General features: G+C 67.8%; 24 protein-coding genes. 11 read left to right on the top strand and 13 right to left on the bottom strand.

Going from position 1 to position 23,109, the window contains the following annotated elements; genetic code table 11:
* Positions 1-225: 225 nt before the first annotated feature.
* From AB0M56_RS01360 to AB0M56_RS01350, 3 genes are read left to right on the top strand one after another with little or no spacing between them, the layout of a single operon-like run.
* Positions 226-1,149: an ABC transporter substrate-binding protein gene (locus AB0M56_RS01360; protein ID WP_364170708.1), complete on the top strand. Its 924-nt coding sequence runs from the start codon at positions 226-228 to the stop codon at positions 1,147-1,149.
* A 24-nt stretch (positions 1,150-1,173) separates the two neighbouring features.
* Positions 1,174-2,127, top strand: a complete 954-nt coding sequence (locus AB0M56_RS01355) for an amino acid ABC transporter permease (RefSeq protein ID WP_364169661.1) — start codon at positions 1,174-1,176, stop codon at positions 2,125-2,127.
* Positions 2,124-2,897, top strand: coding sequence for an amino acid ABC transporter ATP-binding protein (locus AB0M56_RS01350; RefSeq protein WP_364169658.1), 774 nt, complete (start codon positions 2,124-2,126; stop codon positions 2,895-2,897). The genes AB0M56_RS01355 and AB0M56_RS01350 overlap by 4 nt, the downstream gene beginning before the upstream one ends.
* A 71-nt stretch (positions 2,898-2,968) precedes the next feature.
* Here the strand turns inward: AB0M56_RS01350 and AB0M56_RS01345 are convergent, their stop codons facing one another.
* The 5 genes from AB0M56_RS01345 to AB0M56_RS01325 form a co-directional block, all read right to left on the bottom strand.
* On the bottom strand, positions 2,969-3,715 hold the full coding sequence (locus AB0M56_RS01345) for an ESX secretion-associated protein EspG (protein ID WP_364169655.1): 747 nt from the start codon (positions 3,713-3,715) through the stop codon (positions 2,969-2,971).
* 37 nt (positions 3,716-3,752) lie between these two features.
* Positions 3,753-4,367, bottom strand: coding sequence for a DUF3558 domain-containing protein (locus AB0M56_RS01340; RefSeq protein WP_364169652.1), 615 nt, complete (start codon positions 4,365-4,367; stop codon positions 3,753-3,755).
* A gap of 141 nt (positions 4,368-4,508) precedes the next feature.
* Complete coding sequence (locus AB0M56_RS01335) at positions 4,509-5,735, bottom strand: hypothetical protein (protein ID WP_364169649.1); 1,227 nt, start codon at positions 5,733-5,735, stop codon at positions 4,509-4,511.
* A 1-nt stretch (position 5,736) separates the two neighbouring features.
* A complete protein-coding gene (locus tag AB0M56_RS01330; RefSeq protein ID WP_364169646.1) occupies positions 5,737-6,339 on the bottom strand; it encodes a DUF3558 domain-containing protein in 603 nt (200 codons plus the stop codon).
* On the bottom strand, positions 6,339-6,851 hold the full coding sequence (locus AB0M56_RS01325; RefSeq protein ID WP_364169643.1) for a hypothetical protein: 513 nt from the start codon (positions 6,849-6,851) through the stop codon (positions 6,339-6,341). The genes AB0M56_RS01330 and AB0M56_RS01325 overlap by 1 nt, the downstream gene beginning before the upstream one ends.
* A 279-nt stretch (positions 6,852-7,130) precedes the next feature.
* Here AB0M56_RS01325 and AB0M56_RS01320 point away from each other — a divergent pair, with 279 nt between their 5' ends.
* Positions 7,131-9,431 (top strand): oxidoreductase, encoded by a 2,301-nt coding sequence (locus AB0M56_RS01320; protein ID WP_364169640.1) that lies wholly within the window; start codon positions 7,131-7,133, stop codon positions 9,429-9,431.
* 9 nt (positions 9,432-9,440) lie between these two features.
* Here the strand turns inward: AB0M56_RS01320 and AB0M56_RS01315 are convergent, their stop codons facing one another.
* Complete coding sequence (locus tag AB0M56_RS01315; protein WP_364169637.1) at positions 9,441-10,007, bottom strand: hypothetical protein; 567 nt, start codon at positions 10,005-10,007, stop codon at positions 9,441-9,443.
* A gap of 152 nt (positions 10,008-10,159) precedes the next feature.
* Here AB0M56_RS01315 and AB0M56_RS01310 point away from each other — a divergent pair, with 152 nt between their 5' ends.
* Genes AB0M56_RS01310 through AB0M56_RS01300 form a run of 3 tightly spaced genes read left to right on the top strand, consistent with a single transcriptional unit; the run spans position 10,160 to position 14,194 of the window.
* A complete protein-coding gene (locus AB0M56_RS01310) occupies positions 10,160-12,004 on the top strand; it encodes an NHL domain-containing thioredoxin family protein (RefSeq protein ID WP_364169634.1) in 1,845 nt (614 codons plus the stop codon).
* 40 nt (positions 12,005-12,044) lie between these two features.
* Positions 12,045-12,338: a co-chaperone GroES gene (locus AB0M56_RS01305; protein ID WP_360598303.1), complete on the top strand. Its 294-nt coding sequence runs from the start codon at positions 12,045-12,047 to the stop codon at positions 12,336-12,338.
* A 23-nt stretch (positions 12,339-12,361) separates the two neighbouring features.
* Positions 12,362-14,194 carry a VanW family protein gene (locus AB0M56_RS01300; RefSeq protein ID WP_364169632.1) on the top strand — a complete coding sequence of 611 codons (1,833 nt, stop codon included), beginning with the start codon at positions 12,362-12,364 and terminating at the stop codon, positions 14,192-14,194.
* Between the two features lie 56 nt (positions 14,195-14,250).
* Here AB0M56_RS01300 and AB0M56_RS01295 read toward each other — a convergent pair whose 3' ends face one another.
* The 4 genes from AB0M56_RS01295 to mug form a co-directional block, all read right to left on the bottom strand.
* Positions 14,251-14,526, bottom strand: a complete 276-nt coding sequence (locus tag AB0M56_RS01295; protein WP_364169629.1) for a GlsB/YeaQ/YmgE family stress response membrane protein — start codon at positions 14,524-14,526, stop codon at positions 14,251-14,253.
* A gap of 229 nt (positions 14,527-14,755) precedes the next feature.
* Positions 14,756-16,600, bottom strand: a complete 1,845-nt coding sequence (locus AB0M56_RS01290; protein ID WP_364169626.1) for an acyl-CoA dehydrogenase — start codon at positions 16,598-16,600, stop codon at positions 14,756-14,758.
* A 159-nt stretch (positions 16,601-16,759) separates the two neighbouring features.
* Positions 16,760-17,548 (bottom strand): response regulator transcription factor, encoded by a 789-nt coding sequence (locus tag AB0M56_RS01285; protein ID WP_364169623.1) that lies wholly within the window; start codon positions 17,546-17,548, stop codon positions 16,760-16,762.
* A gap of 294 nt (positions 17,549-17,842) precedes the next feature.
* Positions 17,843-18,391 (bottom strand): G/U mismatch-specific DNA glycosylase, encoded by a 549-nt coding sequence (mug, locus tag AB0M56_RS01280; protein ID WP_364169621.1) that lies wholly within the window; start codon positions 18,389-18,391, stop codon positions 17,843-17,845.
* 28 nt (positions 18,392-18,419) lie between these two features.
* On the opposite strand from mug, the gene AB0M56_RS01275 reads away from it, so the two are divergent.
* Positions 18,420-19,085, top strand: coding sequence for a class I SAM-dependent methyltransferase (locus AB0M56_RS01275; protein WP_364169618.1), 666 nt, complete (start codon positions 18,420-18,422; stop codon positions 19,083-19,085).
* 45 nt (positions 19,086-19,130) lie between these two features.
* Positions 19,131-19,307, top strand: a complete 177-nt coding sequence (locus tag AB0M56_RS01270) for a hypothetical protein (RefSeq protein WP_364169615.1) — start codon at positions 19,131-19,133, stop codon at positions 19,305-19,307.
* Here the strand turns inward: AB0M56_RS01270 and AB0M56_RS01265 are convergent.
* Positions 19,248-19,889, bottom strand: a complete 642-nt coding sequence (locus AB0M56_RS01265; RefSeq protein WP_364169612.1) for a VanZ family protein — start codon at positions 19,887-19,889, stop codon at positions 19,248-19,250. The genes AB0M56_RS01270 and AB0M56_RS01265 overlap by 60 nt on opposite strands.
* A gap of 91 nt (positions 19,890-19,980) precedes the next feature.
* Entirely contained in the window at positions 19,981-20,112 is a 132-nt protein-coding gene (locus AB0M56_RS01260) for a hypothetical protein (protein ID WP_364169609.1), read from the bottom strand.
* A gap of 214 nt (positions 20,113-20,326) precedes the next feature.
* On the opposite strand from AB0M56_RS01260, the gene AB0M56_RS01255 reads away from it, so the two are divergent.
* Positions 20,327-22,015, top strand: coding sequence for a bifunctional metallophosphatase/5'-nucleotidase (locus AB0M56_RS01255; RefSeq protein WP_364169607.1), 1,689 nt, complete (start codon positions 20,327-20,329; stop codon positions 22,013-22,015).
* Between the two features lie 95 nt (positions 22,016-22,110).
* On the top strand, positions 22,111-22,437 hold the full coding sequence (locus tag AB0M56_RS01250; RefSeq protein ID WP_364169604.1) for an MmcQ/YjbR family DNA-binding protein: 327 nt from the start codon (positions 22,111-22,113) through the stop codon (positions 22,435-22,437).
* 136 nt (positions 22,438-22,573) lie between these two features.
* Here AB0M56_RS01250 and AB0M56_RS01245 read toward each other — a convergent pair whose 3' ends face one another.
* On the bottom strand, positions 22,574-23,104 hold the full coding sequence (locus AB0M56_RS01245; RefSeq protein ID WP_364169601.1) for a GNAT family protein: 531 nt from the start codon (positions 23,102-23,104) through the stop codon (positions 22,574-22,576).
* Positions 23,105-23,109: the final 5 nt, after the last annotated feature.

Raw genomic sequence — 23,109 nt, 5'->3', positions numbered from 1 at the left:
TGGTCGGTGCCGGGGCTTTCCCCACCGCGGGTGCTCCACAGTAGACGCCCTGTGGTTTGGACCACACACGTTTCGCGTCTCAGCTGATACCGGGAGTCACGACTGCGTAGGGTGAAACTGCGCCGTAACGTACAGGTGCTGTGCTTACCCGCTTTCGAGTGGCAATATGCGTGCTCTCGACAGTTGAGAACTACGAGGAGTGACGAAGTGGCCCGAGGACACCAGATGAAGGCGCTCGCCCTTCTCCCGGCTTTCGCGCTGGTCGGCCTGACCATCGCCTGCGGCGCGGGCGGCAGTGGCGCGGGCGATGCGGGAAGTGCAAGCTCGTCGGCGGCGGCTCCTGGGGGCTCGTCGGACATCCCAGCCGCGGCCAAGGACGACAAGCTCGCCGCGATGGTGCCGGCTTCGGTCACCAGCGACGGCAAGATCCTGGTCGGTCAGGACCAGAGCTATCCGCCCAACGAGTTCCAGGACGAGAGCGGCAAGGTCACCGGGTTCGACGTCGACCTGGGCACCGCGATCGGGCAGAAGCTGGGGCTGAAGATGGAGTTCCAGAACTCCGCCTTCGACGGCATCATCCCCGGCATCCAGGCCGGCAAGTACGAGCTCGCGATGTCGTCGTTCAGCATCAACCCCGAGCGGCTGCAGACGGTCGACATGGTCAGCTACTACAAGGCCGGCACGTCGCTCGCCGTCCTGAAGGGCAACCCGGACGGCCTGAACCTTGACGACCTTTGCGGCAAGAAGATGGGCGTGCAGAAGGGCACCACGCAGGTCGACGACCTGCAGACGCGCTCCGACGCCTGCGTGAAGGCCGGCAAGCCCGCCATCGACGTCACGCAGCTGCAGGCCCAGACCGACGTGAACCTGGCGCTGACCGCCAAGCGCGTGCAGGGCGAGCTCGCCGACTCCCCGGTGATCGACTACGCCGTGAAGCAGACTGGCGGCGCGCTGGAGGTCCTCGGCGCGCCGTACGACACGGCGCCGTACGGCATCGTGCTCAAGAAGGACAGCGGCGACTACACGAAGGCCGTGCAGCAGGCCGTGCAGGCGCTGATCGACGACGGCACGTACAAGAAGATCCTCGACAAGTGGGGCCTGTCCGGTGCGGGCGCGGTCACCACTTCGGAGATCAACCCGGCGTCCTGAGGTCGCAGATAGGACGTAGTTCTCGTGTCCAGTAACTTCGACGCGCCTCCGACCGTGGAGGCGCCGGTCGACACCACGCCCATCAAGGCCGTCCCAGTGCGCCACTACGGGCGCTGGGCGGCCGGGGTGATCATTCTGTTCCTGGCGTTCATCGTCGTGCGCAGCGTTGTCACCAACGTCAACCTGGACTGGCCGACGGTGTGGGCCTACATGTTCAACGACCGTGTACTGCGCGGTCTGCAGAACACGTTGATCCTCACGGTCATCTCGATGGCCATCGGCATCGTCGGTGGCGTGCTGCTCGCGGTGATGCGCCTTTCGCCGAACCCGTTGATGAAGGGTGCGGCGGGAATCTACGTCTGGTTGTTCCGCGGCACCCCGCTGATCACGCAGCTGGTGTTCTGGAACTTCCTGGCCTTCGCGTACCCGCGGCTCGGCCTTGGCATCCCGTTCGGCCCCGAGTTCGTTTCGTGGGACACCAACACGCTGATCAACCAGTTCACGGCGTCGCTACTCGGCCTCGGCCTGAACGAGGCCGCGTACATGGCGGAGATCGTGCGCGGTGGTATCCAGTCGATCGACGCCGGCCAGCTCGAAGCGTCGTCGGCCCTGGGGATGAAGCGCACGACCACGTTGCGGCGCATCATCCTTCCGCAGGCGATGCGCGTGATCATCCCGCCGACGGGCAACGAGACGATCTCGATGCTCAAGACCACCTCGCTGGTCGTCGTGATCGGGTACTTCGAGTTGATGGTCGCGGTACAGACCATCTACGCGCAGAACTTCAAGACCATTCCGCTGCTGCTGGTGGCGGTGATCTGGTACCTGATCATGACGTCGATCCTCACCGTCGCCCAGTACTTCATCGAACGCCATTTCGCTCGCGGGACCACGCGCGGGAATACTGACAAGAACAGGTGGGGCACTCGGATGTTCGGGTTCCGCGTCGGGCGCCAGGGCAGCGGAGGTGTCGGATGACCGCGGTCGTTTCCGCACAGAAGATCTGCAAGAGCTTCGGTTCACTGGACGTGCTGAAAGGCATCGACCTCGAAGTCCACGAACGCGAAGTGTTGTGCCTCATCGGCCCTTCAGGCTCGGGCAAGTCCACCCTCCTGCGCTGCATCAACCACCTCGAGAAAATCGACGCAGGACGTTTGTACGTCGACGGTGTCCTGGTCGGCTACCGGCAGCGAGGCGACAAACTCCACGAGCTGCGGGAAAAAGAGGTCGCCTTCCAGCGCAAGGACATCGGCATGGTGTTCCAGCGCTTCAACCTCTTCCCCCACATGACAGCGCTGGAAAACGTCATGGAGGCCCCGGTCCAGGTCCGCCGCGAACCCCGCTCCGTGGTCCGCCAGCGCGCCCTGGAACTCCTCGAGCGCGTCGGCCTGGCCGACAAAGCGGGCTCCTACCCGGCCCAGCTCTCCGGCGGCCAGCAACAACGCGTCGCCATCGCCCGCGCGCTGGCCATGCAACCCAAACTGATGCTCTTCGACGAGCCCACGTCCGCCCTGGACCCGGAACTCGTCGGCGACGTCCTGGGCGTCATGCGCCAACTCGCCAAAGACGGCATGACCATGGTCGTGGTCACCCACGAAATGCAGTTCGCCCGCGAGGTGGCCGACAAGGTCCTCTTCATGGACGGCGGCGTGGTCGTCGAGGCCGGCCCACCCGCCCAGGTGATCGGCAACCCGCAACACCAGCGCACCAAGGAATTCTTGGCTCGCGTTTTGAGCCCGAACGCTTGATAGCCGGTTGTGGCCGCTTCCCCATGGGGAGGCGGCCACACTGCTGTTCCAGGGTCAGCGCGCGGGAACCTTCAGCGTCTGCCGCGCAGCTCGTGCTCCAGCTGCTGCACCTTCTTCACGAGGTCCTGCTGCCCCGCTCCCGCCAGGCTGATCCACCCCGACTTGTCCACACCGAACAGAATCCGCCCCTGCTCGGTGTCGATCCATCCCGGCGGATTCTCATTCCGCAAGCGCTTTCCCCGACTGTCCCGGACCGCGACGTACAGCCGCCCGAAATACGTCTTCGGCGCCCGCAGCCACTGCACCACCTGCTTGGCGTCGCGGATACTCGGACTAGTGCCGCTCGGAATCACACCACTCTTGATCATGTTCAGATCCGCGTCTGAACAGTTCAACGACGCTATCCGCGCCGCCGGGGCCTCCGGCAGCAGCAGCGTGAACTCCCGCGCCAACGCGTCCGCCGACACCGGCGCGATGTAGAGGATCTGGTTGACCGTCACCACGCTCACCGCGTCCCGCCCTCTCGCCGCGGCGCGCACGGTGCGTTCGCCCTTGTCGGACTTCACCCACGAGTAGTACTCGACCCCGGGGCGCTGCAGCAGGTTCAGCACCTCGACGAAGTCGTCGTCGAGCCGCCCGCCGCGCACCAGCCCCCGCTGGCTCAGTTCATCATCCGTGTCGGCCGCCAACTGTTTCCGCTCGTCGGGCGAGTACCACAACGCCCCGCGTACCAGTGTCGGGTGGATGTCGCCAAGGTTGAGCCGCTCGAGCAACACCTCGTACGTCTGCAGGCTCAACTCCACCGGCTTGCGCAGCACTTTCTCACTCCCCCTTTGTCGAGCCATAAAGCTCTTGCTATCGAGTGCTCTTCAGGCTTTGAATGGCAAACCCGCTGACTTTCGCTGAAATCCCACACGGATCGGAGAAGTAGGGATTTCCGGTGGACAGTCGTGAGAAAATCATGAGCATCGTCTGATTATTTACGCCAACGGCGAGTTGACAGACGTACGGCCTCTCACCGCCGTTGGCAAATTTCACCACGGGGTATCCAAGCGTCGAAGACTGCGGCTCGAATGTGGTCACGCCGCTATTCTGAGCCTTTAGCGCGTAGAGGTGGCTAAGGCCGTCCTTGTCGATCGTGTCGACTCCCAGTGCGACGGTCCCCGAACCGTTCGCGAAGACGAACGTGCAGAACTTGCCTGCTCCCAGCAGTGACACGCGGATCGACTCGACCGGCCCGCCGACCTGGGCAACCTGGTTGGAAGTCGCCAAACTGCACGGCTCCGTCTCGGCCGCCGTCGTCATCAACGGTTCGTCAACCGCAGGCGCACCGTGATGAGGAACGGCAGCCGAGGCCGACGTCGCGACTGGTCTCGGTGCGGCATTACCTGAAGCGGAGGACGAACACCCCGTTGAGGCAACAGCCGCGACACACGCCAGAACCGCGACTGCAAGCGCACGCGTTCCCATTCGGTCACTCTTTCTCGACGCCCGTGCAGTCGCTGCCCGGCCGTTAATGCCAATTGTTGACTTCCCAAGATCAACCTAGCCGCAGTTCTCGGCTCAAGTCAGGGACGCAACCCCGCAGGGGCCGTTCCTCCCCTGTTCGGGCTACGCCCCGATTACCGGCGGCGTCGGCCGGTTGCCGTCGTAGCCGCCGAAGATGGAGTCCGGGTCCTCTTCGGTCAGGAGGATCTTGCGCTGGTGCTCCTCGTCTTCGGGGCCCTTGCCGCCCTTGCCACCGCCGCCGGCGCCCATGCCGCCCATGCCGGGCTGGCCCTTGGCGCCGGCCGCGCCCATGCCGCCGGGCCGCGCGACACGCGCGCCTTCGCCCATCGCGCCGGCCCCAGTACCGGCCCCGGCGCCAACGCCACGGCCGACGCCGGCCGCGCCGCCGCTCGAGGCGCCGCCGCCAGGTCCGAATCCGCTGCCGCTCCCACCTGACTCGAAGCTGCCACCTCCGCCCAGTCCGCCACCGAAGCCGCCCACCGGCCCAAAACCGGGACCGAAGCCGGTGTTGGCGCCGCCAGGCCCGTTGACCCCAACGCCGCCGGGCCCTTGCCACGACGGTGATCCAGGACCACCGGGCGTCTGCGTCGGACCCGCGAACGCCGCTTTCGTGCTGTCGTTCGCCGCCGGCACCACAGGTGGAGGGGTCGCGCTCACCGGCGAGTGTCCCGGCGGCGGAGGTGCCTGGTAGCCCGCGGCTCCAGGAGGAGCGGTGTAGTGACTCGGTCCGCCGGAGTGCCCGCCAGCCGAGTGGCCGCTGCCGGCAGCGTGCTTTCCACCGGATGTTCCGGTGTCGATGGGGTTGGGCGTGACCCCACCTGCAGACACGTTCGGGTCGTGCGCCGCGGGGTAGTCAGCCGGCATGGTGTCCGTTCGTGGCTGGCTGCTCTGGTGGTAGCCGTCGTAGAGTTCGACGTTCTTGTGAGTGTCGTTGTCGAATTGGGCAGCCTTGATCTCGTCGTCGCTGGCGCCGATCGAAAGCCAGTCTTCGACCGTATCGTCGTCCGGTCGCGTCTGGTCGACAGCGACGACGTTGTTCTTCACGTACGTGAAGGCTGAAGACTGTTCTTCGATCGACTGCCGCATGGTGTCCATCTTTTGCGCGGCGGTTCGAGAGGTATTGATGAGCGGGCTCAGTCCCGCACTACCGGTGTCGGCGGCCTCGCCTTTCCAGAAGGTGTTCAACGTCGTCTGGCTGGTTGTCAGCTTTTCGGCGACATCGTTGTGGATGTCTCTGAGTTGCCCACACCCGCTTCCCATGGCATCCAGGCTGGTCGTGTCGCCGGGGGCGTGCAGCTGCTGATAGATGTCGAATCCACTTTGCGGCATCTCAACTGGCCTTCAGTCGAGTGATCTCCGCGGCGGCGATCTGCTCCGCCATCTTGCACGGGTCCGCCAGGTACGGGTTTCCGGTCCTCAGCTGCGTGTTCACCGTGTAGGTGAGATCATCACGAACGCCGACAGCCAAGACGCATGAACCGGGACCCTCGTCACCCGCGCTGTAAACGACAGCCGGGTATCCCTCGACCGGCGAGTGAGGCGCGAAGGTCGAGAGGCGGCCAGCTTGGTTCTCAAGGTAGAGGCTGTTGAGGCCGCGCTTGTTCCCCGAATAGAACCCACCGCTGACGTTCCCGGTGTTGTCGGCGAAGTTCCATTGGCACGACTTACCGACGATCGACTGGGCGATTGCGGTTCCCTTGACCTTACCTGCGGCTTTTTCGACCTCACTTATGGACAAAGCGGAGCACGGGTCGTCCTCGAAGGCCTTGGTATTTGTCAACGGATGGTCGACTTTCGGCGCCAGCATTGGTTCGCCAGAGGGCGAACTAGGCGCTGCTGGCGTCGGTTGCCCTGCCGTCGAACTCCCGCACCCAGCCACAACAATTGCCGCAAAACCCACGAAGGCAAGCTGGTATACGTTACGGACTCGCATCAATCGACCTTCCCGGCGCTGCGAATTGCATCAATCGCGGCGTGATCTTGGTTCACGTATGCTGTGCGGATCTGTTTCAGGGTGTCGACGTAAGACGAAAGGAAGTCGACCGTTCCCCTGAGGAATTGGTTGTACGCGATGGTGGCGCGACCCGTGGCACTCATGTAGTCCTTGCTCACCTGGTCCGAGCCGGGATAACCGAGCTGGGCGAACTGTGCAGCGACGGTGCGCGCTTGTGAGTAGTCGTCGTTGAGGCTGTCTTCCAACTGCTGAATGACTTTGTCCATCGACTGCGCGTCGAACGCCCAGCTGCCGCCGCCTGACGCCGCGGCGAAGTCTGCCTTTGCTTGACCCGCGCCGAGCGCGTTGTAGTCCGGAGGCGGGCCCGACGTCACGGTCTGGCCACCGGCCAGTGGCACCGGAGGCGCACCGGGTGGCGGTGGCGTGACCTGCCCCGGTGTCAAGCTCTCGTTGTAAACGCCCTGCAGTCCACCCTGGTTTCCGTCTGGCATGTCGTGCCTCCCCGCACGGGCCGCTCCGGTCTGGGGGCGCGGCCTACCCTGTGTTCAGCTTCAGCTCCAGCAAGTGACCTTAACAGGGACGACTCCCCCACAAGATCGGTTCCCACAAGATCACCCACCGTTGTCAATCAGCTCGTCAGACGTTGAAAAAACACAGCTCAATTGGCGATCTGTCAATAACCCGCCGCTACTCCATTAGGACGATTGCCATTCCCCCTCCCTTCCGATTCGCTAAGGGCAGCACCAGCGGCAGGCGAACTGAGGGGGCACGTGCCGACCGACACGACGCTGCCGCCGCTGGATCCGTTTGCCGGGGTGCCCGACAAGAGGTACGAGCTGAAGGCCGCGGACCTGCTGAAACCCGGCACGAGCGGGATTCTCAGATGGCGCAGGCAGGCGACCAACGCGCCGATCGTGCAGGTCGAGGACGCGTACATCACCGGGACGTTCGACCTGCGGGCCGCCGAGTTGGGGTACCTGTTCCGCTTCGAGCGGTGCCGGTTCGAGTTTCCGCCGGATGTGCGGGAGGCGAACGTGCTCGGGCTCGTCTTCCGGAAGTGCTGGTTGCCGGGGCTCAAGGCCCGCAACCTGCGTAGCCGCAACGATGTTCGGCTCATCCGGAGCGTGGTGGAGGTCGGGCCGGAGGACAGTGAGATCCCTGAGACCACGATCATGCGCGGCGACGATCGCGAGCGCGGCATGCCCAACGCCGCCGTGAACCTCACCGACGCCGTGATCGAGGGCTCGGTCGTGCTGACGCGCACGACGATCAAGCACCCCCACGGCAAAGCGATCCAGGCCGACCGGCTGGAAATCCACGGCGCGCTGCTCGCGTACCGGCTCGAGGCGCGCGGCGAGGTGCGCATGCCCGGCATGCGCACGGGCGGCAACGTGAACTTCTCCGGCGCGACGTTCGACAACCCCGACGGCTTCGCGTTCAACGGCAACGGCATCCACATCGGCGGCAGCCTGCTGTGCGAAGTGGACAACTACGGTCCGGCCGCCGAACGGAAACGGTTCTCCGCCAAGGGCATCATGTACTTCCCGAGCGCCACTGTGGACAGTGACATCGTGCTGCGGGAGGCAAAGCTCACCGTCGACCAGCGCGGGCCGGTGGCCGTGGACGCGTGGAAGTCCAACGACCCGTACCTCGACCCGCGGCCCGCGCTCGTCGCCGATCGGCTGAAGGTCGACGGCAACCTGGAGCTGTCCGACGGGCTGCAGGCGTTCGGCACGCTGCGCATGGTCAACGCGCGCATCGGTGGCTCACTCAGGCTGGCCGGCGCGGAGATCAAGATGGCGCGCGGCCGCGCGACCCCCTACTACGACCGCGCGCTGCACCTCGACGGGTCGACCATCGGCGGGGACGTGGAGGCCACCAGCCTGCGCGTGCCCGTGGGGCAGCTGCGCATGGCGGACGTGCAGATCGGCGGCAACTTCCTCGCGTGGAACGCGATGTTCCTGCACCCCGGGCGCGACGTCTTCTCCGCGCGCCGAGCCAAGATCGCGGGAAATTTCCAGCTCACCGACGCGACACTGCAGGGCACGGTGCGCCTGCAGGGCGTCGAGGTGGGCGGCAGCGTGAACCTCTACGGCAGCAAGCTCACCGAGCCGGGGCAGCGCACGTCGTCGAGCTTTTCGCTCGACGTCCGGACCGCGCGAATCGGCCGTGACCTGGTGCTGACGGAGAACAAGGACCGTGCGTTCGTCGCGGAGGGCGGCGTCAACCTCGACGGCGCCCAGATCGCGCGGCGCCTCGAGCTCGGCGGCGCGCAGCTCGAATCCCTTCCCTCGCACGGGATCGCGCTCGACGCGAGCGACGTGACGGCCGACGAGTTCCTGTTCGGCTTCCGCACCCCGCCCGCGGGACGCGTCGTGCTGCGGCGCGCGCACTGCGGGACCCTCGGCGACACGGAGGAGTTCTGGGCCGCCGCGGACGGCATCGAGCTCGACGACTTCCGTTACGACGCCCTGAAACACGGCATCCCCCTCGACGACGACCGCGCGCTGGACCATCGCATCGCGTTGCTGAGCAAGGCGATGCGCGGCTACCGCCCTGGCCCGTACGACCAGCTCGCCGCGACCCTGCGCGCGGCCGGCAACGAAGAACACGCCTCGACGGTCGGCCTGCGCAAGCAGCAGTTCCGCTACGAGGCGCTCGCGAAGGGGTTCAAGATCTTCGGCCCCGGCGTGCGGCTGTGGAGCTTCCTGCAACGCTCGATGGTCGGCTACGGCTACCGGCCCGTTCGCGCGCTGGGCTGGCTGCTGACATTGCTGGTGCTCGGCAGCCTCTGGTTCGGCCTCGGCAGCGACGACTGCGTGCAGAACCCCGGCCGCTACGCCGTGAGCGGCCCGCGCTGCCTGGTCAACCAGCAGGACACGGGCCTGCAGTGGAACCCGGTGATCTACACGGCCGACCTGCTGGTGCCCATCGTCGACTTCGGCAACAAGTCGCGCTGGTACATGCACGGCGCCGACAACTGGGTGGCCGCCGGCTTCACCGTCTCGGGCTGGCTGCTCGCGACGACCGTGGCGGCCGGCTTCGGCCGCATGGTGCGCCGCGACAGCTGAACAAGAACCTCACTCCGACAACCCCGACCAGAACGCGACCTCACGAGCGTCGGCGGGCTCCTCGGCCAACGGCGCGCCACCGAACTCGTGCCGCAGGTACCCGCGCAGATCCCAGCCGCAAACCACCACGTCAGCGTGGTAGACGGACAACACCGGGTACCCCGACGCCCCCGCGATCGCCGGCAGGTAGCGGTGCCCACAGACCGGCACCAGCTGGGGCACCGTGGCGAGACATCGCTGGGCGCAGGCCAGCGCGTTGGAGAGCACCCTGGGCCGCTCGCCCCACGACGCGTGCCAGAAGCCGTTGTGCTCGACCTCGTACAGCAGCCCGTCGACGGGCCAATCGAGGCGTTTTCGCAGGTGATCCGGGTTGCCGTGCAGCCAATCGGGCCACCGGTCGCCCACCGGGACGCCCGCGGCGAGAAACGCCCGGTGGTCCAGGGAGAACCGGAAGCCGAACTGGGCTTCGACGTCGGTGAGCTCGGCTTCCGACAAGCCCGGACGCAGGGGCTCCCCGAGGCTTTCCTGCAGCGTGCGGGCCTCCTCCACCGTGAGGACTTGCTGGACATGTGACATACGAAGAAGCGTACGTACCGCCCACACGGCCTCGCGCGTCCTTTTCCGCCGGTTTGACGGTCGGACAACAACCCTCCCTCTGCGGGGTGAGGTTCTTCTCTCAGACCGTGGTTGACGGAACACACCGCAGCCACGTGTAGTTCACTCGTCGCGTGAGTTCCGCACAGGCGCGAGTACGCGCACCCGAACTGACCGGCGACGTCTGGCTCAACACCGGTGGCCGGCGACTCTCCCTCGCGGAGTTGCGAGGGCGGATCGTGCTGCTCGACTTCTGGACCAGTGGCTGCATCAACTGCCTTCACGTGCTCGATGAGCTGCGCCCGCTCGAAGAGGAGTTCGGCGACGTCCTGGTCACCGTCGGGGTGCATTCGCCGAAGTTCCTGCACGAGGGCGAGCGCGCGTCGATCGAGGCGGCCGTGCGCCGCTACGAGGTGCACCACCCCGTGGTGAACGACCCGAAAATGGAGCTGTGGTCGCAGTACGCCGTGCGCGCGTGGCCGACGCTGGTGGTCGTCGACCCCGAGGGCTACGTCGTGCACGTCGCCGCGGGGGAGGGGCACGGCGAAGCGCTGCGACGCGTCGTGGCGGATCTCGTGGCGAAGCACGCCGCGAAGGGCACACTGCGCCGCGGCGGCAACCCGTACGTGCCGGTGGAAGAGCAGCAGACGGAGCTGCGGTTCCCGAGCAAGGCCGTCGCCACGGCGGAAGGCCGCATCCTCGTCGCCGACACCGGGCACCACTCCGTGGTCGAGTTCGCGTCCGACGGCGAGACCGTGATCCGCCGCTTCGGCAGCGGCGAGCGCGGCGCGCAGGACGGGCCGTTCGACGTCGCCAGCTTCACCGAGCCCTCAGGCATCGCGCTGCTGCCCAACGAGGTCGCCCAGCGCGCCGGCTACCACGCTGTCGTCGCCGACACCGCGGGTCACCGGCTGCGCGGCCTCGACCTCAACACCGGCGAGGTCACCACGGTCGCCGGCACCGGCAACCAGTGGCGCAACGGCACGGACACCGGCAAGGCCCTCGACACCGACCTCACGAGCCCGTGGGACGTCGCGTGGTGGGCGCCCGCCGGCGGTGTCGTAGTGGCCATGGCCGGCAACCACACGCTCAGCGTCTTCGACCCCATCTCCGGCGACATCCGCCGCTTCGCCGGGACAACCGTTGAAGGCCTCAAAGACGGCGAAGTGAGCGAAGCGTTCTTCGCGCAGACGTCCGGCCTCGCGCCCGACGGCGACAAGCTGTGGCTCGCCGACGCGGAAACCTCGTCGCTGCGGTGGATCGAGCCCGAGGGCGAGACGTTCACCGTGCACACCGCCGTCGGCACCGACCTGTTCTCCTTCGGCCACGCCGACGGCCCGGCCGACGACGCGCTGCTGCAGCACCCGCTGGGCCTGGCCGTGCTGCCCGGCGACCGCATCGCGATCGCCGACACCTACAACGGCGCCGTCCGCCGCTACGACCCGTTCACGCGCGAGGTCACCACGCTCGCCACCGGCCTCGCCGAGCCGCAGGGCCTGCTCCTGCACGATGGTGAACTGCTCGTCGTCGAGTCGGCCGGCAACCGCGTCGCGCCGGTCGGAGCCCAGGTCACGACCGTGGCCGGCGAGAAGAACGCCGTCCGGCGCCCGCCGACGGTGCTCGCGCCCGGCGACGTCGAGTTCGCCGTGGTCTTCACACCGCCACCGGGTGAGAAGCTCGACGCCCGCTACGGGCCGTCCACGCGGCTCGAGGTCAGCGCGTCGCCGCCGGAGTTGCTCGCCGACGGCGCCGGCATCGGCACCGACCTCACCCGCCGCATCCGGTTCGCCGACGGCGTAACGGAAGGCGTGCTGCAGGTCGTCGCCCAGGCGGCCAGCTGCGACGAGGGCGGTGAGCACCCCGCGTGCCGCATCACACGGCAGGACTGGGGTGTGCCGGTGCGCTTCGAGAGCGGTGGTGAGCGCACGCTCAGCCTGGTCATGGCGGGTGGGCCGAAGCCGGCGGCACCCGGTCAGTAGCATTGGGGACGTGCCTGACAAGCCCAAGCTCCAGATACAGATGCTGCAGGACCGCGTGCTCGTGCGCCTGTCGCCGGAGGAGGGCGAACGCCGCAGCAGCGGCGGAATCGTGATCCCCGCGACCGCGCAGGTGGCCCGCAGGCTCGCCTGGGGTGATGTACTGGGCGTCGGCAACAGCGTGCGCAACGTCAAGCAGGGCGATCGCGTGCTCTTCAACCCGGAGGACCAGCTCGAGGTCGAGATCCAGGGTGAGGGCCACTTCGTGCTGCGTGAACGGGACATCCACGCCGTCGCCACCGAGCGGACCGAACACGGCACGGGGCTCTACCTGTAGCTCCCGGCCACGGGAGGGCAGGCGTGCGCGAAGACGAGACCTCGCAGGACCTCTTCATCGACGACCTGCTGCCGGAGCGCGAAGACGACGACCTCGCCACCGAGATCTTCGCCGTCGTCGACGGGCCGCCGCTGCCGGAGACGCCGCAGCGGCGCCTGCGCAAGGGTGTCGCGCGCACGTTCATGATCGTCGGCTGCGCGCTGGGGCTCTTCGTGCTGCTGTACGCGATCGACCTCGTCACCAGCGCCGGCGACGTGCCGCGCGGCGTGGTCGTGGCGGGTGTCGACGTCGGCGGCCTCTCCCACGCCGACGCCGAGGCCAAGCTGCGAACGGAGCTGCAGCCGCGGCTGACGCAGCCGGTGACTTTGCACGCGGGCGACATCACGACGTCGATGGTGCCGTCGGAGTCCGGCCTCGGCCTCGACTGGCCGGGCACGCTCGCGCAGGCCGGGCACCAGCCGTTGAGCCCGATCACGCGGTTCCTGTCGTTCTTCACCGCGCGCGACGTCGGCGTGGTGACGCGCTCGGACCAGGAGCAGGTGGCGCAGGCGCTGGGCATCCTCGCGACGGACAAGCTCAACCACCCGCTGGTCGAGGGCAGCATCGGCTTCCAGCCCGGGGACGACGGCGCCGTCACGGCGTACCCCGTGGAGCCGCGGCAGGGCCAGGAGCTCACCGACGTCCGCGCGGCCGCGCAGACCGTGGCGAACGACTGGCTCGCGCCGGGCGGCGTCACGCTGCAGATGGCCGTGACGCCGGCGAAAGCCACGTCGAACGGCGTCCACGCGCTGCTCGACCAGGTCGTGGCCCCCGCCGTCGCCGCGCCGGTGGTGCTGCACGGGCAGGGCAAGGATGTCGCGCTGAAGCCGGCGGCCATCGCGGCGTCGTTCCAGTTCGCGCCGCGCGACGGCGGCTCGCTCGAGCTGCGCATCGACCAGGGCAAGCTGCAGCAGGCCGTGGAATCCGACCTCGCGTCGACCGAAACCGACGGGCGCAACGCCGAAATCGTGTTCACCTCGGGCGCGCCGACTGTCAACCCGTCCGAAGACGCCCGGAAGATCAACTGGGCCAACACTTTCAAGTCGCTCACGGCCGTGCTCGCCAAGCCGGCGGGGCGTGACCTGCCGGTGGCCTACGACGCCACGAAGCCGAGCCTGTCCACCGACGCGGCCAACGCGCTGGGCATCAAGGAGGTGATCGGCGAGTTCACCACGAGCGGGTTCTCCGGCCCCGCGGCCACGAACATCCAGACGCTCGCCGAACGCGTCTCCGGCACCATCGTGAAACCCGGCGACACGTTCAGCCTCGGCGCCCGTTCCGGCGCGCGGACCGCGGCCGACGGCTACGTCAGCGCGCCCGCGAACGAAGACGGAACCGGTCCTTCCGTGGTGGGCGGCGGGGTTTCGCAGCTCGCGTCCACTTTGTACAACGCGGCGTACCTGGCCGGTCTGGGGGACGGCGGCCACCTCGCCCACGACCATTACCTCGACCGCTACCCCGCCGGCCGTGATGCAAAAGCCATCGACGACGCGGGGAACCCGGTGGAGCTGAAGATCACCGACAACGACGACACGGGGTTCGCGATCCAGGCCAGCGTCAGCGCGGATTCCGTCACGGTGCGGATCTGGGGCACGAAGCACTACCTCGTCGAGGGCCGCACCGGGGGCACGTCCGACGAGGTCTCGCCGACCGTCCAGTTCGGACCCGGGCCCGACGGCGCGTGCCACTCGTCCATCGGCGCGCCGGGCTTCAGTGTGTCCGACACGCGCGTGTTCCACGCCCTGGCGACGGGCAACGAGGTTCGTGAGGAAACGCGCAACACCACGTACTCGCCGCAGCCGATCGTCATCTGCTGACGGCGTCCACACCGGACGGAACGGCCCGGCCCGCAGAAGAGGGCCGAGCCGCGAAGTCACCTGTTGATACTTCGCCTGCCCCACAGGCTCGCGACCAAGGCCACGCCGAGTGCGGCGACACCGACCTGGGTGATGATTTCGAGCCAGTCGATACCGCTCGTGTCGGCGTATCCGATGCCGCGCGCGATGGCGCTGCCGATGAAGGCGGCTGCGATGCCCACGAGGAGCATCAGCCAGATCGGGATGTTCTGTTTGCCGGGCACGACCAAGCGGCCGAGCAGGCCGAGGATCAAGCCGACCACGATGGCGCTGATGATGCCTGAGACGGTCATCGAAACTCCTCTGCCAGATGGGTTCCGGGCCGAGCCGCGGACTCGGCGTCCGGATGCCCTGGAAACGGGCGGCCGAAACTCGAGACCACGGCGATACCACCCACCTGGCACCAGCGTGCCGTGCCCCGCGGCGGGAGCTCTCACCCGCAGCGGGCGAAGTCACCCGAAGAAACACGGATGCCCCCGGCCCGAGATGGGCCGAGGGCATCCGCAGGGGAACGGGAAGGGCCTAGAAAGCCGCCTCGTCCAGCTCCATCAGCGCGTTGTCGGCGCCTTCGACGATCGTGCGGCGCGAGGACAGCTCCGGCAGCACGGACTTCGCGAAGAACGACGCCACGGCCACCTTGCCCTCGTAGAAGGCCACGTCCTTGGCCGCCGCGCCCGCGTCGAGCTTGGCGATGGCGACCTCGGCCTGCTTGAGCAGCTGCCAGCCCACCAGCAGGTCGCCCATCGACATCAGCAGCCGCACGGTGTGCTGGCCGACCTTGTTGATGCTCTGCGGGTCTTCCTGCGAAGCGGTGAGGAAGCCGATCATCGCGCCGAGCATGCCCTGGGAGTCCTCCAGGGCCTGCTTCAGCAGCGCGCGCTCGTTCTTGAGCCGGCCGTTGCCCGCCTCGGACTCGATGAACTTCGTGATCTCACCGGCGAGGAACGCGAGCGCCTGGCCCTTGTCGCGCACGATCTTCCGGAAGAAGAAGTCGAGCGACTGGATGGCCGTGGTGCCCTCGTAGAGCGAGTCGATCTTCGCGTCGCGGATGTACTGCTCGATGGGGTAGTCCTGCAGGAAGCCGGACCCGCCGAGCGTCTGCAGCGACTGCACGAGCTGCTCGGTGGCGCGCTCCGAGCCGACGCCCTTGACGACCGGCAGCAGCAGGTCGTTGATGCCGTGCGCCAGCTTCAGCGCGGCCTCGTCCCCGTCCTGCGTCCACAGCTGGTCCTGGAACGACGCCGTGTACAGGTAGACGGCGCGCAGGCCCTCCGCGTACGCCTTCTGCAGCATCAACGAACGGCGCACGTCCGGGTGGTGCGTGATGGTGACGCGCGGCGCGGCCTTGTTGAGCATGTTCGGCAGGTCGGCGCCCTGCACACGCTCCTTGGCGTAGTCGCGCGCGTTGAGGTACCCGGTCGACAGGGTGGCGATGGCCTTGGTGCCCACCATCATCCGGGCGTATTCGATGACCTGGAACATCTGCGCGATGCCGTTGTGCACCTCGCCGAGCAGCCAGCCCTTGGCCGGGGTGCCGTGCTGGCCGAAAGTCAGCTCGCACGTGGTGGACGCCTTGATGCCCATCTTGTGCTCGACGTTCGTCACGAAGGCGCCGTTGCGCTCGCCCAGCTCACCGGTCCGCGAGTCGAAGTGGAACTTCGGCACGAGGAACAGCGACAGGCCCTTGGTGCCCGGCTTGGTCTCGATGCCGGGACCCTCGGGGCGCGCCAGCACCAGGTGCATGATGTTCTCGCTCATGTCGTGCTCGGCGGAGGTGATGAACCGCTTCACGCCGTCGATGTGCCAGGAGCCGTCCTCCTGCTTGACGGCCTTGGTGCGGCCGGCGCCGACGTCGGAGCCCGCGTCGGGCTCGGTCAGCACCATCGTGGCGCCCCACTGGCGGTCGATCATGAGCTGCGCCCAGCGCTTCTGCTCTTCGGTGCCGTTGTTGTTCACGATCATGGCGAAGTTCGGGCCCGCCATGTACATGAACAGCGGCGCGTTGGCGCCGAGGATCAGCTCGGACGCGGCCCACTGCACCGTGGGGGGCAGGCCGAAGCCGCCGAGGTCGTTGGTGAGGCCGAGACGCCACCACTCGCCGTCCAGGAGCTGCTTGTAGCTCTTCTTGAACGGCTCGGGGATCTTCACGCTGAAGGTCTTGGGGTCGTACACCGGCGGGTTGCGGTCCGCGTCGGCGTAGGACTCGGCGAGCGGGCCGGTGGCGAGCTTGTTCAGCTCCGAGAGCACGCCGCGCGCGGTCTCCTCGTCCGACTCGGCCAGCACGCCCTTGCCAAGGCGGTCCTGCACGCCGAGTACCTCGAAGAGGTTGAACTCCAGGTCTCGGACGTTGCTCTTGTAGTGGCCCATGTCGTCACTCCGTGTCGTGTTCGGCTTTCCGGCCGGGCACATGTTCCCTTACTCGCCGGTAACTTCAGGATATTACCTACGAGTAACTGGAGCAAGCGGTTCCCCTCTTCCAGGGGTGTGGATTCAGCCGAAAAACCGACATCGACCAGGAAGCCGACCTCAGGGCGTGCCGCGCGCCACGGCGCGGTCGGCGGGCAGGGGCGTGTGGGCGTCGTCGGTGTGGGGCACGAGGATGCCACTGCGGAACGCGATGGTCACGGCGTGTGTGCGATCGCGCGCGGTCAGCTTGCGCAGGATGCTCTTCACGTGCGTCCGGACCGTCTCGACGGAGAGGAACAGCAGCTTCGCGATCGCCGAGTTCTCCAGGCCTTCGGCCACGAGCTGCAGCACCTGGTACTCGCGGCGCGACAGCGGCATCGCACCCTTCGGCTGGGTGAGGTTCTCCTCGGCCGGCGCCGCTCTGGGCGACGGCTGCCGCTTGGGCCGCGCGGTGAGCGCGGCCAGCGCCGGGTCGATGTAGCGCCGGTCGGTGTGCGCGCGCCGGACGGCTTCCGCCAGCCGCCGCGGGTCCACCGCCCGCGGCACGATCGCGTGCACGCCCGCCGCGATGGCCGTGGCGAGGTACTGCTGCGTGCGGTTGACGTCGCGAACCAGCGTCACCAGCACCACGGCGGGGTCGCCGGAGTTGAGCAGCTTCGTGAGGTGGCAGTGGGGATCCAGCGCCGAGTCGAGGATCACGACGTCGGGACGCACCTGCTCGCACAGCTGCATCGCGGCGTGGTGGCTCGCCGCCTGACCCGCCCAGTGCAGCCCCGGCGTCCGGTGGACCATCGACGCGAGCCCCTCCCGAAAGATCGGGATGGGATCGACGACGGCCACCCCCAGGCTGCGGTTCGCGGTCGGTTGTCCGGGCACAGCCGGCGTTCGGTGGGGCTCGATGCCGCGCATCTCGGGCCTCCGTCTTCCAGGTCGTTCCCGGGTCGCCGGACGCCCGCGCACGCCCCCCGGCGTGCCGTCCTGGCACCACCCGATCCCCCCTGCTGGGACCGGACAGGAATGACACCTTGTCCTTGATTCGACTCCTCCGGAAGGCGCTTGTGACGCGGTTTCCCCCTCATGGCCGTATCGGCCGGTTGCAGCAAACCCTCCGTAGAAAAACCCTTGTGATCTGCGGCTTTTTGGCCCTGTACGGCATCACTGGCTCGTCCGTTTGCTACTGAGGGTGTAGCCGAAAGATGGTCGCTACGTGACAACCCGTGCACGCAGCGCGGCGAACTCACTTGCGAGGCCGGTGGGCGTCCAGTGGGCGTTGAGGCCGCTCGGGTTGGGCAGGACCCACACGCCGGTCTTGCCGATCACGCGCTCCTGGGGGCCGACTTTGGCTTTCTTTTCGCCGAACGCGGTGCGGTAGGCGGTGATGCCCAGCACGGCCAGCCAACGGGGTTTGTTGTCGAGGACTTTGTCGACCAGCGCCTTGCCACCTTCACGCAGCTCGTCGTCGGTCAGCTCGTCCGCCCGGGCGGTGGTCCGCGCGACGACGTTGGTGATCCCGAGGCCGAGGTCGAGGAGCTCGTGCTGCTCACTCGGGTCCAGCAGCCGCGGCGTGAAACCTCCGACGTGCAGGGCGGGCCAGAAGCGGTTGCCCGGGCGGGCGAAGTGCAGGCCGAGCGCGCCGGAGTAGAGGCCGGGGTTGATGCCACAGAAAAGCACGTCGAGGCCGGGCGCGATGACGTCGGGAATGACGACGTCCTGCGCGGCAGCCAGTTGGTCTTTGGTGGGTCGGATGGGCATGGGCCCAGTCTCGGGCACGCTGTCAGGCATGACCACGACACCCGACGGTTGCTCCGTGGACCTCTACCTGCGGCTGCCCGCGGCCGGCGAACCGGAGATCGTCCACGACGCCGTGCCCGACGCCGCGTCGATCCTGGAGCTGGGCAGCGGCTGCGGACGCGTGACGCACCCATTGCTGGAGCTCGGCCACGTCGTGGTCGCGGTCGACGAGTCTCCGGAGATGCTCGCCCACGTCCGCGGGGCGGAAACGGTCTGCACGCGGATCGGCGACCTGCGGCTGGAGCGTGAGTTCGAGGTGGTCCTGCTGGGCAGCCACCTGGTCAACACGGCCGATTCCGCGGAGTGCCACGCGCTGCTCGCGGCGGCTCGGCGGCACCTCGCCCCCGGGGGCCGGCTGCTCGTCGAATGGCACCCGCCGGAGTGGTTCGACCACGTGGTCGACGGGCCGGGCGGGCTCCTCGGGGAGGTCGCCGTTTCGCTGCACGACGTCGTCCGCGCGGGCGATCTGCTGTCCGCGACGGTGCGCTACCGAGCCGCCGAACGGGTGTGGCACCAAGAATTCACCTGCCGGCGGCTGGGTTTTCCGGAGCTGTCCGAGGCGCTGACCTCGGCCGATCTGACCTTCGGCGAGTGGCTGACCGCTGACCGGGATTGGTTCTCGGCGGACGGGGTAGCGGATCACGTACCGATCTAGGTAGCCTGTGTGATCTCTCGCACAACGTCGTAGGGAGGAGCCCGCGTGCAGCTTTGGGTTGTCCTCGCACTGGTGGCCCTCACCCTGGCAGCCGCCTCGCTGATCGTGGTTCTGGAAGACCGGCGCGCCGCCAAGCGGGCGGCGCTGCGGCGCAAGGCGCGGCTAGCGCGTCTGGGCGAAGTCGATCCGCTCGCGCCCGGCCGGCTGAGCGTGGATCGCTGAAGGGATTCCGCGCAGGGCGAGCAGCAGGGCGCCGAAGAGCCAGCCGAGTCCGGCGCCGAAGGTGTTGGTCATGAGGTCGTCGATGTCGAAGATGCGGTAGACGAACGGCGCCGTCCCGAAGTTCGCGGTGAGCTGCGTGATCTCGACGGCCAGTGACACCGCCGCGCCCACGGCCAGCGCGCCGACGAGGCCGCGGCGCCACAGGATGCGGGCGAAGATCCCGAGCGGCACGAAGAGCAGCACGTTGAGCGCGGCCTGCTGGAACGTCTGCGTGCTGAACCAGTGCGCAGCCGAAAGGCCGTGCTTCACCAGCTCCGTGTGGATGTCGGCGATCCACTGGAACGGCCGCAGCTGCACCGTCTGTTCGAGGCGCCGGCCGTTCGCGCTCGGCAGCGGCAGGAAGACGACCGCGAGCGCCATGCACGCGTAGAAGACGACCGCCGCGGTGGTCACGAGGCCGCGCAGCCGCGGGCGGCCGTAGCGCGCCAGCTGCAGCACGAGCTGCGGGACGAGCAGCGTGCCCCACAGCGCGAGGAATCCGATGAATCCGTACTGCAGGGCCGTGACCTGTGCGTTCGTCATGCCGAGAACGTTATGGATCTTGGGGGTCAAACCACTTCGGTCGAAGGGCCGGACGGAATCCGGCCGGATCGGCCATCTGGCCGAGGGCGGCTTAAGCCGATCGGTCAGGCTCCTCGTCGCGCTGCTCGTCCTCGGCGCGCTCCGATCGCCACGCCGCGAAGACCGTGCCGCCGACGAGCAGGGCGACGACCACGATCACGGTCAAGACGATCTGCAGTTCCACTGTGGCTCCCCAAGGTTCGCGCTTCTGATCGTCGCCCGGGCTCCGCGCGTTACGCCGGGCAGCCCCGTTGCCCGAACTGGACACCCGGCAGGAAACGCCGGGTGACATTTGCCCATCACCCTCCTTTTTCCTCTGGTGAGGTCCCTCCCATTTGGGCAGACTGCACCGCCGTGTGCCCGTTCCAGGGGACGACGGGCGCGAAATCGGAGGAAACATGAGGCTCTTCACCCGGCTCGCGGTCACCGCCGCGGCCGCACTGGCCACTGTGGCCGTCACGAGCGCGCCGGCGTCGGCCGCGCAGACCACGGACGTCCGGATCATCACGCTGAACGATCTGCACGGCAACCTCGAGCCGCCGGCGGGTTCGGCCGGCAAGGTGTTCATGTCCGACGGGACCAGTGTGGACGCGGGCGGCGCGGCGTACGTGGCGACACACGTGAAGCAGCTCGAGTCGCAGGTGCGCAACTCGATGGTGCTCTCGGCGGGCGACAACGTGGGTGCGTCGCCGGTGATCTCGGCGCTCTTCCACGACGAGCCGACCATCGACTTCCTCAACGAGCTGGGCGTGAAGGCCTCCGCGGTCGGCAACCACGAGCTCGACGAGGGCTACCAGGAACTGCTGCGCATGCAGTTCGGCGGCTGCAACAAGACCGACGGCTGCCAGTTCCGCCCGACGTACCAGGGCGCGAACTTCCCGATCCTCGGGTCCAATGTGTACTTCACGAACGGCCTGCCCGCGCTGCTGCCGTTCTCGGTGCAGTTCTCCGGCGGCGTGCCGGTCGGCATCATCGGCGCCACGCTGAAGGACCTGCCCTCGGTCGTCACGCCCGACGCCATCAAGGGCCTCAAGTTCGGCGACGAGGCGCAGGCCATCAACCGCACCGCCAATCTGCTCGACCTGCTGGGCATCAAGGCCCAGGTCGTGCTGCTGCACCAGGGCGACGAGACGCTGCCGGGCTCCGGCCCCAATGACTGCAAGGTGGCGCCGGGCGGCGAGGCCGACGTCATCGCCAAGAACGTGAGCCCGAAGGTCGACGCGATCTTCACCGGCCACAGCCACCAGCAGTACAACTGCGTGATCAACGACCCCGCGGGCCAGCCGCGCCCGGTGATCCAGGGCGCGTCCTTCGGCCGGCTGCTGTCCGTCGTGGACCTGAAGATCGACCTGCGCACGCGCGACGTCATCCGGTCGCAGACCAAGGCGCACAACGAGATCGTGACCCGCGACGTGACGCCGGACCCGGCCGTGACCAAGCTCGTGGACGAGGCCAAGACCAAGTCGGGCCCGATCGCCAACAAGCAGGTCGGCACCATCACCGCGGACCTCACCGCGGCCGGCGCGCCCTCGGGTGAGTCGACGATGGGCGACGTGATCGCCGACGCGCAGCTCGAAGGCACCAAGTCCAACAACGCGGTCGTCGCCATCACCAATCCCGGCGGCATCCGCGCGGACCTGAACTACGCGTCTTCGCCCAACGGCGAGGGCGACGGTGTGGTCACCTACGGCGAGGCGTTCACCGTGCAGCCGTTCGCGAACATCATGCAGACGATCACGCTCACCGGCGCGAACTTGAAGAACGTGCTGGAGCAGCAGTGGGGCCAGCCGGGCGGCACCAAGATCCTGCAGATCTCGAGCAGCCTGCACTACACCTACTCGGCGTCGGCGCCGATCGGCTCGCGCGTCTCGAACATCACCGTGAACGGCACGCCGGTGGACCCGGCCGCGACGTTCCGCGTGTCGGTGAACAACTTCCTTGCCGCGGGCGGCGACGGGTTCACCGAGTTCACGAAGGGCACGGACCTCGCGGGCGGTCCCGTGGACCTCGACGCGCTGATCGCGTACCTCGGCGCGCACCCGGGCGTCACCCCGCCGCCTGCGGACCGGATCACGATGATTCCGTAGCCGGTTGTTTCGAGTAGCCCCGCCCTCGCTCGTTGAGGGGCGGGGCTCTCGTTTTTCCAAGCTTTCGCCGGGTCTCAGGGCGCACGATGGGACCCATGACGACCTGGGAAGACGTGGTGGCACTCGCGGCGGAGCTGCCGGAGACCGAGGAATCCACCTGGTACCGCACGCCCGCGTTGAAGGTCGCGGGCAAGGGCTTCGCGCGCCTGCGCAGCGAAGCCGAGGGCGGCGTGGTCCTGTTCTGCGGCCTCGACGAGAAGGAAGCGCTCCTCGCGTCCGGCGACCCGGCGTATTTCACGATGCCGCATTACGACGGTTACGGCTCGATCCTGGTGGACCTGGAACGGGTGGATCCGGTGCAGCTGAAGGAACTTCTGGTGGAGTCGTGGCGGCGTAAGGCTCCTCGCAAGCTGCTGGGCTGACGGTTCCTCGTGCGGCATCCGGGTGATTTCGGGGTTGTCCACACCCGTGTATGGAGTTGTGGATGAATCGGCGCTTCGAGCCTGCGACGGTCGCGTGCGGGCGGAGCTGTTCGGTCGGCGCCTGGCCGGCCTCGACTCAGTCGATCAGCTCGGGTTCCAGCAGGCTCATCAGGTACATGTCGTGGTACTTCCCGTCGCTGCCACGGAAGCATTCGCGGTGCCGGCCGTCCTCGACGAAGCCGGCCTTGCGGTAGACGTGGCGCGCGCGTTCGTTCTCGGCGACGACCCACAGGGCGATGAGGTGCAGGCGCATCACGTTGAAGCCGTAGCGGCACATCAGCCGCAGCGCTTCGGAGCCGTAGCCGCCGTTCCAGTGGTCCTTCTCGCCGATGTAGATGTCCAGCTCCGCGCGCCCGGTCTCCGGCGTGGCGTCGCGCAGGTCGGTCACGCCGATCAACGCGCCCGACGCCACGGATTCGATGCCGCACACCACGTGGGCGTAGGTGTTGACCGGGCGTTCCTCGCAACGCTTGCGCACTTGGTCGAGCGAACGCGGGTACGAGCTGTCCATCCACTGCCCGACCTCCGAGTCGTGGATCCAGCGATACAGCGAATCCGCGTCCGACGTCTCGAGCGCCCGCAGCCGCACCAGCTTGCCTGTGAGCACAGCTC

The organism is Amycolatopsis sp. NPDC051372 (genome assembly GCF_040682095.1).
Classification (GTDB): domain Bacteria; phylum Actinomycetota; class Actinomycetes; order Mycobacteriales; family Pseudonocardiaceae; genus Amycolatopsis.
This window is presented reverse-complemented; position numbering and strand designations above follow the sequence as displayed.

What these genes read in the sequence shown, in the direction of transcription:
- AB0M56_RS01360 (WP_364170708.1), top strand. Translation starts at nt 226, where the DNA reads ATGAAGGCGCTCGCCCTTCTCCCGGCTTTCGCGCTGGTCGGCCTGACC.
- AB0M56_RS01350 (WP_364169658.1), top strand. Translation starts at nt 2,124, where the DNA reads ATGACCGCGGTCGTTTCCGCACAGAAGATCTGCAAGAGCTTCGGTTCA.
- AB0M56_RS01340 (WP_364169652.1), bottom strand. Translation starts at nt 4,367, where the DNA reads ATGGGAACGCGTGCGCTTGCAGTCGCGGTTCTGGCGTGTGTCGCGGCT.
- AB0M56_RS01335 (WP_364169649.1), bottom strand. Translation starts at nt 5,735, where the DNA reads ATGCCGCAAAGTGGATTCGACATCTATCAGCAGCTGCACGCCCCCGGC.
- AB0M56_RS01330 (WP_364169646.1), bottom strand. Translation starts at nt 6,339, where the DNA reads ATGCGAGTCCGTAACGTATACCAGCTTGCCTTCGTGGGTTTTGCGGCA.
- AB0M56_RS01325 (WP_364169643.1), bottom strand. Translation starts at nt 6,851, where the DNA reads ATGCCAGACGGAAACCAGGGTGGACTGCAGGGCGTTTACAACGAGAGC.
- AB0M56_RS01315 (WP_364169637.1), bottom strand. Translation starts at nt 10,007, where the DNA reads ATGTCACATGTCCAGCAAGTCCTCACGGTGGAGGAGGCCCGCACGCTG.
- AB0M56_RS01305 (WP_360598303.1), top strand. Translation starts at nt 12,045, where the DNA reads ATGCTGCAGGACCGCGTGCTCGTGCGCCTGTCGCCGGAGGAGGGCGAA.
- AB0M56_RS01295 (WP_364169629.1), bottom strand. Translation starts at nt 14,526, where the DNA reads ATGACCGTCTCAGGCATCATCAGCGCCATCGTGGTCGGCTTGATCCTC.
- AB0M56_RS01290 (WP_364169626.1), bottom strand. Translation starts at nt 16,600, where the DNA reads ATGGGCCACTACAAGAGCAACGTCCGAGACCTGGAGTTCAACCTCTTC.
- AB0M56_RS01285 (WP_364169623.1), bottom strand. Translation starts at nt 17,548, where the DNA reads ATGCGCGGCATCGAGCCCCACCGAACGCCGGCTGTGCCCGGACAACCG.
- mug (WP_364169621.1), bottom strand. Translation starts at nt 18,391, where the DNA reads ATGCCCATCCGACCCACCAAAGACCAACTGGCTGCCGCGCAGGACGTC.
- AB0M56_RS01275 (WP_364169618.1), top strand. Translation starts at nt 18,420, where the DNA reads ATGACCACGACACCCGACGGTTGCTCCGTGGACCTCTACCTGCGGCTG.
- AB0M56_RS01265 (WP_364169612.1), bottom strand. Translation starts at nt 19,889, where the DNA reads ATGACGAACGCACAGGTCACGGCCCTGCAGTACGGATTCATCGGATTC.
- AB0M56_RS01255 (WP_364169607.1), top strand. Translation starts at nt 20,327, where the DNA reads ATGAGGCTCTTCACCCGGCTCGCGGTCACCGCCGCGGCCGCACTGGCC.
- AB0M56_RS01250 (WP_364169604.1), top strand. Translation starts at nt 22,111, where the DNA reads ATGACGACCTGGGAAGACGTGGTGGCACTCGCGGCGGAGCTGCCGGAG.